The organism is Rhizobacter sp. (genome assembly GCF_031412495.1).
GTDB lineage: Bacteria > Pseudomonadota > Gammaproteobacteria > Burkholderiales > Burkholderiaceae_C > Schlegelella_A.
In genome coordinates, this window is record NZ_JANODC010000281.1 from 1 (window position 1) to 8982 (window position 8982).

Genomic DNA, 8982 nt, shown 5'->3' on the forward strand with positions numbered 1-8982 from the left:
CCCTGGTCTTCCGTCGGGCGGCGACCGAGCCGGCGCCGGCATCCGCAGCCTCTCCGCCCGCGACGCCGGCGGGAGCAGCGCCTGCACCGGCGGGGTCGAGCCGTCGGCCCGCGGTCGTCATCGTCGCCGGCCAGCACGGCGACGAGCCGGCCGGCACCGAAGCGCTGCTCGTCGTCGCCCAGGACCTGGCCTCGGGCCGGTTCGCGCGCGTCCTCGAGCGCGTCGACGTCGTCCTGCTGCCGCGCGCCAACCCGGACGGCGCGCAGCGCTTCCAGCGCGGCGCTGCCGACGGCAGCGACATCAACCGCGACCACCTGCTCCTGCACACGCCCGAGGCGCGGGCCCAGGCACGCCTGATGGTCGAGTTGGCGCCCCTGGTCGTGCTCGACCTGCACGAGTACCCGGTGGGCGGCGCCTTCGTCGAGAAGTTCGGCGCCCTGCAGCGCTTTGACGTCCTCCTGCAGGCGGCGAGCGTCGCCAACCTGCCGGCTTTCATCGGCAAAGCGGCCGAGGAGTGGTTCCGTCAGCCGCTGGTCGCCCACCTGCGCACGGCCGGCCTGAGCGCCGACTGGTACGCGACGACGAGCGCCGACCCGGCCGATCGCAAGCTGTCGATGGGCGGCGTCGGTGCACAGATCGGCCGCAACGCCGCGGGTCTGCGCCACAGCGTCAGCCTGGTCGTCGAGACACGCGGCGGCGGCATGGGCCGGACCGACCTGAAGCGGCGCGTCCAGGCCCACGTCGTGTCGGTGCACAGCGTCCTCGGCAATGCCGCGACGCGGGCCGGCGACCTGGCCAAGCTGCGCCACTTCGTCGACCGCGAGTCGGCCGCGCTCGCCTGCCAGGGCGAAGCCGTCCTCGAGGCGGCGCCCACGCCGAGCGAATACACCCTGTCCGTGCTCGACCGCGACACCGGGGCCATCCGCCGCATCAACGTCAACTGGGATTCGGCGCTGGCGCTGCGCCCCGTGAAGAGCCGGCCGCGGCCCTGCGGCTACTGGATCGCGGCCGGGCAGGCCGGGGCGCTGCGCCGCCTGCAGCTGCTCGGCATCGAGGTCAGCCAGCTCGACGAAGCGGGCGAGGTGCGCGGCGAGGCCTACCGCGAGACGGCGCGCCAGCCGGTGGGCGGCGACGGCACGAGCGGCGACGCGGTGCACGCCGGCGGGCCGGTCCGCATCCAGCTGCAGACGGTGCCGGCCCTGCTCGAGTTCCCGGCCGGCGGCTACTACGTCTCCCTCGAGCAGCCGCTCGCCGACCTGGCCATCGCCGTGCTCGAGCCGGAGTCGCCGGCGAGCTTCGCCGCGAACCGCGTCATCGACAGCGTTGCCGCCGTCGCCCGCATCCTGCAGCGGCCGACGATGCGGTTGACGAGCATGCCTGTAAGGTAGCCGCCTCGGCGCCGACTCAGGGCCTGGACGTTCGGCCCTTTGCCAGGGCGCCACCCGGGAGGCCACGCATGCAGACCGAAACGACCGACGCAGCCGGCACGACCCCCGCACAGGCCCGCCGCATCTACCGGCACCGCCTTCCGGTCCGCCTGATGCACTGGATCAACGTCGTCTGCCTGACGATCCTGCTCATGAGCGGGCTCAACATCTTCAACGCCCACCCGGCCCTCTACTGGGGCCAGGAGTCGACCTTCGCCGACCCCTGGCTGTCGATCGGCGCGCAAGACACACCGAGCGGGCCGATCGGCGTGACCCGCATCGCCGGCCATGAGTTCGTGACCACGGGCGTGCTCGGCCTGTCGGAGGTGGACGGCCGGCCGGCATCGCGCGCCTTCCCGTCGTGGGCGACGATTCCCGGCCCGCAGTGGCTGGCGATGGGCCGCCACTGGCACCTGTTCTTCGCCTGGCTCTTCGTGGTCAACGGCATCGCCTACGTGCTGTACTCGATCTTCAGCCGGCATCTGTCGCGCGACCTCGTGCCGACGAAGGCGGAGCTCCGCCGCATCGGCACCTCGATCAGGAACCACCTGCTGTTGCGCCACCCGACCGGCGACGAAGCACGCCGGTACAACGTGCTGCAGAGCCTCGCCTACCTGGTCGTGATCTTCGTGCTGCTGCCGCTCGTCGTCGTCTGCGGCCTGGCGATGTCGCCGCGGCTGAACGCCGTGTTCCCGGGCTGGGTCGAGCTGCTCGGCGGGCGCCAGTCGGCGCGGACCTTGCACTTCCTCGCCGCCTTCGGCCTGCTCGCCTTCACGCTGATCCATCTTTTCGAGGTCATCGTCGCCGGCGTCTGGAACGAGATCCGCTCGATGTGGACCGGCTGGTACGTGCTGCCTGCCGACCGGGCCGCTAAGGAGGCCCGGCGATGAGCGAGACCTTCACCCTCATGCGGGCGCAGCAGCGCGAGCGGCGCAGCCTGTTGCGCGGCGCCGTCGCCGCCGCCGGCGCGGCGGTGTTGACCGGCTGCGACCGGCTGTCGCAGAACGCCGACTTCGTCGAGGTGCTGAAGAGTGCGCAGCACCTCAGCGAGGCGACGCACAAGGTGCTCGCGCCGCGGACGGCGATGGCGCAGGAGTTTGGCCCGGAGCAGGTCGCCCAGACCTTTCGCAGCAACGGCACGCTCGACCCGGCCGATGCCGACTACGTCGCGCTCCGCGATGCCGGCTTCGCGGACTACCGGCTGACGATCGGCGGCCTGGTCCGCCGGCCTGCGGAGTTCAGTCTGGCGGAGCTGCGCGAAATGCCCGCTCGCACGCAGATCACGCGCCACGACTGCGTCGAGGGCTGGAGCTGCATCGGCAAATGGAAGGGCGTGCAGCTCGGCGCCTTGCTGCAGCGCGCCGAGCCGCTGCCGCAGGCCCGGTACGTGCTGTTCCGCTGCTTCGATTCGATGAGCGGCCCTTCGCTCGACGGCCGCGATTCGCGCTATTACGAGAGCATCGACTTCGACGACGCGTACCACGCGCAGACGATCCTGGCCTACGAGCTCAACGACCAGCCGCTGCCGGTGAGCAACGGCGCGCCGCTGCGCTGCCGGGTCGAGCGGCAGCTCGGCTACAAGCACGCCAAGTACGTGCGCGGCATCGAGCTGGTCGAGAGCTTCGCCGGCATCCGCGGCGGCAAGGGCGGCTACTGGGAGGACGAAGGCTACGAGTGGTACGCCGGCATCTGACGGCGCGCCGCGGAAGCCTACGCCTCAGCGCCGGCCCCGGGCCCCGCCCAGCAGGCTGCCGAGGACGCCGCGGATGATCTCGCGGCCGACGCTCGAGCCGATCGAGCGCACCGCCGATCGCGCCGCCGACTCGGCGAGCCCCTCGCGCCGGCCGCCGCGCGGGCCGGTCGAGCCGAAGAGCACGTCCTTCAGGCCGCCGAGCATGCCACCGTCGGCCTGGGTGCCGGGTCCTGCCGTGCCGCCCGTGTCGCGCGCGGCGCCGGTGGCCGGACCGGCAGTGCCGGCTCCCGCTTCGGCGCGCCCCTTCAGCTTCTCGTAGGCTGACTCGCGGTCGATCGTCTTCTCGTAGACGCCGGCCACGATCGAGCCGGCGATCAGCGCCTTCCGCTCCTCTGCGGTGATCGGGCCGATCCGGCTTGCCGGCGGAATCACGAACACCCGCTCGGTCACCGAGGGTCGGCCCTTCTCGTCGAGCAGGCTGACCAGCGCCTCGCCGACGGCGAGCTCGGTGATCGCCGTCTCGATGTCGAGCTTCGGGTTCGTGCGCATCGTCGTCGCCGTCGCCTTGACCGCCTTCTGGTCGCGCGGCGTGAAGGCGCGCAGCGCATGCTGGACGCGGTTGCCGAGCTGGCCGAGGACGCTGTCGGGCACGTCGAGCGGGTTCTGCGTCACGAACCAGACGCCGACGCCCTTGCTGCGGATCAGGCGCACGACGAGCTCGATGCGCTCGATCAGCACCTTGGGCGCGTCCTCGAACAGCAGGTGCGCCTCGTCGAAAAAGAAGACGAGCTTGGGCTGGTCGAGGTCGCCGACCTCGGGCAGGGTCTCGTAGAGCTCGGACAGCATCCAGAGCAGGAAGGTCGCGTAGAGCCGTGGCCGGGCCAGGAGCTGGTCGGCGGCGAGGATGTTGATGACACCCTGCTGCTTGCCGCCGCCCGCGGATGAAGCGCCGGCCTGGCCGGCCGGCGCGGGCGCCGTCTGCAGGAAGTCCTCGATGTTGAGCATCGGCTCGCCGAAGAAACGGTCGCCGCCCTGTTCGCCGACCTGCATCAGGCCGCGCTGGATGATGCCGATACTGGCCGCGCTGACGTTGCCGTACTCGGTGCGGTACTGCGCCGCGTTGTCGCCCACGTGCTGCAGCATCGCGCGCAGGTCCTTCAAATCGAGCAGCAGCAGGCCGTCGTCGTCGGCGATCTTGAAGACGAGCTGCAGCACGCCCTGCTGCGTGTCGTTGAGGTCGAGCATGCGGCCGAGCAGGAGCGGGCCCATGTCGCTCACCGTCGCGCGCACCGGGTGGCCCTGCGCCGACTTGCCGTCGGCGAAGACGTCCCACAGCGTCGCCGGGCACGCGGCGGGCGGCGCCGGCTCGATGCCGCGCTCCTTCAGCAGCGCGGCGAGCTTCGGGCTGACGCTGCCCGGCCGGGCGATGCCCGTGAGGTCGCCCTTGACGTCGGCCATGAACACCGGCACGCCGCGGCGGCTGAAGGCCTCGGCGAGCGTCTGCAGGCTGACCGTCTTGCCGGTGCCCGTCGCTCCCGTGACGAGGCCGTGCCGGTTCGCCATCTGCGGCAGCAGGTGGCACTCGGTGCTGCCGTTCCGGGCAAGGAGGATGGGTTCGGTCATGGCCGTCCGCGTGGTGGGTTGCCGTTGCAGTTTAAGGCGCCGCCTAAAATCATCGTTTCACGCAACGACAGCGCGGCGAGGCTGCATCCAACTCATGGCCGGTCATTCCAAGTGGGCCAACATCCAGCACCGCAAGGGCCGCCAGGACGAGAAGCGCGGCAAGGTCTGGACGCGGCTGATCCGCGAGATCGTCGTCGCGGCGAGGCAGGGCGGCGGCGACCTAGGCATGAACCCGCGCCTGCGCCTGGCGGTCGAGAGGGCCAAGGCGGCCAACATGCCGGCCGACACGATCAGGAAGAACGTCGACAAGGCGACCGGCAACCTCGAGGGCGTGCAGTACGAGGAAGTTCGCTACGAGGGCTACGGCATCGGCGGCGCGGCGGTGATCGTCGACTGCATGACCGACAACCGCGTCCGCACCGTCGCCGAGGTGCGGCACGCCTTCAGCAAGTACGGCGGCAACCTCGGCACCGAAGGATCGGTCGCCTTCCAGTTCCGCCACTGCGGCCAGCTCGTCTTCGCGCCGGGCACGAGCGAGGACGCGGTGATGGCGGCGGCGCTCGACGCCGGTGCCGACGACGTGATCGTCGACGACGACGGCGCGATCGAGGTGCTGTGCGCGCCGAGCGACCTGGAGGCGGTCAAGGCCGGGCTCGAGAAGGCTGGCCTGCGGGCCGAGCTCGCCGAGGTGACGATGCGGCCCGAGAACACCGTGCCCCTGGCCGGCGACGACGCGCAGCGCATGCAGAAGCTGATCGACGTCATCGAGGACCTCGACGACACGCAGGCTTTGCACCACAACGCCGAGATCGCCGCGTGAGGCCGGTGCCGCGATGAAGGTGCTCGTCATCGGCGGCGGCGGCCGGGAACATGCCCTGGCCTGGAAGCTGGCGCAGTCGCCGCGCGTGCAGAAGGTGTTTGTCGCCCCGGGCAACGCCGGCACCGCGAGCGAGCTGCGCGTCGAGAACGTGGCCATCGCCGACCTGGACGCGCTGGCCGGCTTCGCGCAGGAGCAGAGCGTCGCGCTCACCGTCGTCGGGCCCGAGGCCGCGCTCGCGGCAGGGGCCGTCGACATCTTCCGTGCCCGCGGCTTGCGCATCTTCGGCCCGACGAAGGCGGCCGCCGAGCTCGAAAGCTCGAAGTCCTTCGCCAAGGCCTTCATGCAGCGGCACGGCATCCCGACCGCGGCCTACGCGGTGTTCGAGGACGCGGCAGCAGCGCACGCGCACGTCGCCGCGCACGACCTGCCGGTCGTTGTCAAGGCCGACGGGCTCGCCGCCGGCAAGGGCGTGGTGGTCGCGGCGACGCACGACGAGGCGCATGCCGCGGTCGACGCGATGCTCGGCGCGCCCGGGTCCGCCGCCGGCAGCCGCGTCGTGATCGAGGCCTTCCTCGAGGGCGAGGAGGCGAGCTTCATCGTCGTCTGCGACGGCACGAGCGCGCTGTCGCTGGCCACCAGCCAGGACCACAAGCGCCTCCTCGAAGACGACCTCGGCCCCAACACCGGCGGCATGGGCGCGTACTCGCCGGCCCCGGTAGTGACGCCGAACGTCCACGCCCGCGTCATGCAGGAGATCGTCATGCCGACGCTCGAGGGCATGGCCGCCGAGGGCCGGCCCTTCACCGGCTTCCTCTATGCCGGGCTGATGATCGACGCCGGCGGCGCGCCGAAGACGGTCGAGTTCAACTGCCGCCTCGGCGACCCGGAGGCGCAGCCGCTGCTCATGCGCCTGAAGTCCGACCTCCTCGACCTGCTCCTGCGGGCCAGCGGCGACGGCGGCCGCTCGCTCGACGCCGTCGAGCTGCGCTGGGATCGCCGCGTCGCCCTCGGCGTGGTGATGGCGTCGGCGGGCTACCCCACAGCGCCGCGCTCCGGCGACCCCATCAGCGGGCTGCCGGCGCCGGGCGAAGACGTCAAGGTGTTCCATGCCGGCACGGCGCTGCGCGGCGGCGAGGTCGTCACGGCGGGCGGCCGCGTCCTCTGCGTCACCGCCCTCGGCGACTCGACCCGGCTGGCCCAGCAGCGCGCCTACGAGGCCGCCGGCGCCATCGCCTTCGCCGGCGCGCAGTACCGGCGTGACATCGGCCAGCGCGCGATCAGGCGCTAGGATGAAACCCGTTGGCGCCTCACTCCGTTCGCTGCCCTCCGAGGGGGCGCGTCAGTGGCTTCGGGCGGCCGGGCGCCACTGACATCGCGGAGCCCACCCTGAACGGCAGCACCGATCTCGCCCGCGTCCGGCAGTACCTCGTCGGCCTGCAGGGGCTCATCGTCACGGCGATGGAGGAAGAGGGCGGCGCGCCCTTCGCCGGCGACGCCTGGACCCGTCCGCCCGGGGGCAGGCTTCAGGGCGACGGCAACTCGCGCCTCGTCGAAGGCGCCGCGCTCCTCGAGCGCGCCGGCTGCAGCTTCTCGCACGTGAAGGGCACGGCGCTGCCGGCGTCGGCGACGCAGCACCGCGCCGCCGAGCTCGTCGACGCGCCCTTCGAGGCGATGGGCGTGTCGCTCGTCTTCCACCCGCGCAACCCCTTCGTGCCGACCGTGCACATGAACGTGCGGATGCTGTCGGCCCGGCCGCGCGACGGCGCCGAGCCGGTGGTGTGGTTCGGCGGCGGCATGGACCTGACGCCGTACTACGGCTTCGAGGAAGACGCGGCGCATTTCCACCGCGTCAACCGCGACGCGCTCGCCCCCTTCGGCGCCGACACCTACCCGCGTTTCAAGCGCTGGTGCGACGAGTACTTCTTCCTGCGCCACCGCGACGAGCCGCGCGGCATCGGCGGCACCTTCTTCGACGACCATGCCGAAGGCGGCTTCGAACGCGGCTTCGCGCTGATGCAGGCCGTCGGCGACGCCTTCCTGCCGGCCTACCTGCCGATCGTCCGGCGCCGCCGCGACATCGCCTTCGGCGAGCGCGAGCGCGACTTCCAGGCTTATCGGCGTGGCCGCTACGTCGAGTTCAACCTGGTCTTCGACCGCGGCACGCTGTTCGGCCTGCAGTCGGGCGGCCGCACCGAAAGCATCCTGATGTCGATGCCGCCGGTCGTGACCTGGCGCTACGACTGGAAGCCCGAGCCCGGATCGGCCGAAGCGCGTCTGTACAGCGACTTCCTGCGCCCGCGCGACTGGGCCGACTGGACGGGCAGCGGGTCGACGGGAGGCTCGTGAGGCGGGTCGGCCTGTTCGGCGGCAGCTTCGATCCGGTGCACAACGCCCACGTGGCCCTGGCCCGGGCCGCGCTCGACCAGCTTTCCCTCGACGAGCTGCGCTGGATCCCCGCCGGCCAGCCGTGGCAGAAGGCGCGCCGGCTCGCCGATGCGCGACACCGCGAGGCGATGGTCCGCCTCGCCATCGAGGCCGAGCCACGCTTCGTGCTCGACGCCGTCGAACTGCGCCGCCCGGGCGTGACGTACACGCTCGAGACGGTGCGCGAGCTGCGCGCGGCGCATCCCGGCACCGAGTGGTTCCTGATTCTCGGTCGGGACCAGTACGCCACCCTGCACACCTGGCGCGGCTGGCGCGAGCTGCTCGGGTTGGTCACCCTGGCCGTCGCCGGGCGTCCGGGGGTGGCTGCCGCGGTCGACGCCGAGGTCGCCGGCTTCGCGCCGCAGATCGTCGACCTGCCCTCGATGGACGTGTCGGCCACCGACGTGCGCCGCCGCATCGCTGCGGGCGAGTCGATTGCCGATCTCGTTCCCGACCCGGTCAGAAGCTATATTGCGCGGCACCGGCTCTATGCCAGCGTCGAGCCGGACCCACATCCCAGGAGCTGAATGGACATTCGAAAGCTGCAGCGCGTCATCGTCGATGGTCTGGAGGACGTCAAGGCCCAGAACATCGTTGTCTTCAACACCGAGCATCTGTCGCCGCTCTTCGAGCGCGTGATCGTCGCCTCGGGAACGAGCAACCGGCAGACGAAGTCGCTGGCAGCGAGTGTCCGCGATGCGGTGCGGGCCGCGGGGGCCCCGGCACCGCGCACCGAAGGCGAGGACAACGGCGAGTGGATCATCGTCGACTGCGGCGCCGCCGTGGTCCACGTCATGCAGCCGGCGATTCGCGAGTACTACCACCTCGAGGAGCTCTGGGGCGAAAAACCCGTGCGCATGAAGATCGGCGGCCCGCCGTCGCCACGGCTCGTGAAGGCGGCGCCGGTGCCGCCGCTTCGCGCCGTCGAGCGCCGCGGTGCGTCTCGGGCCGAGGCCGCCGAGGCGGCACCGGTACAGCGCGCTGCCCGGCCGGGC

Annotated in this window: 9 protein-coding genes; 8 read left to right on the forward strand and 1 reads right to left on the reverse strand. The window is 71.9% G+C overall.

All coding sequences use genetic code 11. From position 1 onward, the window contains the following. The 3 genes from AC30N0_RS10580 to AC30N0_RS10590 all read left to right on the forward strand — a co-directional run. The coding region (locus tag AC30N0_RS10580; RefSeq protein WP_489517878.1) for a M14 family metallopeptidase at positions 1–1388 on the forward strand (1388 nt) is incomplete at its 5' end. A 68-nt stretch (positions 1389–1456) separates the two neighbouring features. After that, positions 1457–2317 (forward strand): cytochrome b/b6 domain-containing protein, encoded by an 861-nt coding sequence (locus AC30N0_RS10585; RefSeq protein WP_489517879.1) that lies wholly within the window; start codon positions 1457–1459, stop codon positions 2315–2317. Then, positions 2314–3120 (forward strand): molybdopterin-binding protein, encoded by an 807-nt coding sequence (locus tag AC30N0_RS10590; RefSeq protein WP_489517880.1) that lies wholly within the window; start codon positions 2314–2316, stop codon positions 3118–3120. The genes AC30N0_RS10585 and AC30N0_RS10590 overlap by 4 nt, the downstream gene beginning before the upstream one ends. Positions 3121–3144: 24 nt before the next feature. Here AC30N0_RS10590 and AC30N0_RS10595 read toward each other — a convergent pair whose 3' ends face one another. Further along, positions 3145–4743, reverse strand: coding sequence for a helicase HerA-like domain-containing protein (locus AC30N0_RS10595; protein ID WP_489517881.1), 1599 nt, complete (start codon positions 4741–4743; stop codon positions 3145–3147). 94 nt (positions 4744–4837) lie between these two features. Between AC30N0_RS10595 and AC30N0_RS10600 the strand changes: the two genes are divergently transcribed. The 5 genes from AC30N0_RS10600 to rsfS all read left to right on the forward strand — a co-directional run. Next, the gene (locus tag AC30N0_RS10600; RefSeq protein WP_489517882.1) at positions 4838–5563 is read left to right on the forward strand and encodes a YebC/PmpR family DNA-binding transcriptional regulator; all 726 of its coding nucleotides are present in this window, start codon (positions 4838–4840) and stop codon (positions 5561–5563) included. A 13-nt stretch (positions 5564–5576) separates the two neighbouring features. Further along, the gene (gene purD, locus AC30N0_RS10605; protein ID WP_489517883.1) at positions 5577–6851 is read left to right on the forward strand and encodes a phosphoribosylamine--glycine ligase; all 1275 of its coding nucleotides are present in this window, start codon (positions 5577–5579) and stop codon (positions 6849–6851) included. Between the two features lie 170 nt (positions 6852–7021). After that, entirely contained in the window at positions 7022–7909 is an 888-nt protein-coding gene (hemF, locus tag AC30N0_RS10610; protein WP_489517886.1) for an oxygen-dependent coproporphyrinogen oxidase, read from the forward strand. Next, a complete protein-coding gene (gene nadD, locus AC30N0_RS10615; RefSeq protein ID WP_489517884.1) occupies positions 7906–8514 on the forward strand; it encodes a nicotinate-nucleotide adenylyltransferase in 609 nt (202 codons plus the stop codon). The genes hemF and nadD overlap by 4 nt, the downstream gene beginning before the upstream one ends. Next, the coding region (gene rsfS, locus AC30N0_RS10620; protein ID WP_489517885.1) for a ribosome silencing factor at positions 8515–8982 on the forward strand (468 nt) is incomplete at its 3' end.

Coding starts and splice junctions, on each gene's coding strand:
- AC30N0_RS10590 (WP_489517880.1), top strand. CDS start 2,314: ATGAGCGAGACCTTCACCCTCATGCGGGCGCAGCAGCGCGAGCGGCGC.
- AC30N0_RS10585 (WP_489517879.1), top strand. CDS start 1,457: ATGCAGACCGAAACGACCGACGCAGCCGGCACGACCCCCGCACAGGCC.
- AC30N0_RS10600 (WP_489517882.1), top strand. CDS start 4,838: ATGGCCGGTCATTCCAAGTGGGCCAACATCCAGCACCGCAAGGGCCGC.
- hemF (WP_489517886.1), top strand. CDS start 7,022: ATGGAGGAAGAGGGCGGCGCGCCCTTCGCCGGCGACGCCTGGACCCGT.
- AC30N0_RS10595 (WP_489517881.1), bottom strand. CDS start 4,743: ATGACCGAACCCATCCTCCTTGCCCGGAACGGCAGCACCGAGTGCCAC.
- purD (WP_489517883.1), top strand. CDS start 5,577: ATGAAGGTGCTCGTCATCGGCGGCGGCGGCCGGGAACATGCCCTGGCC.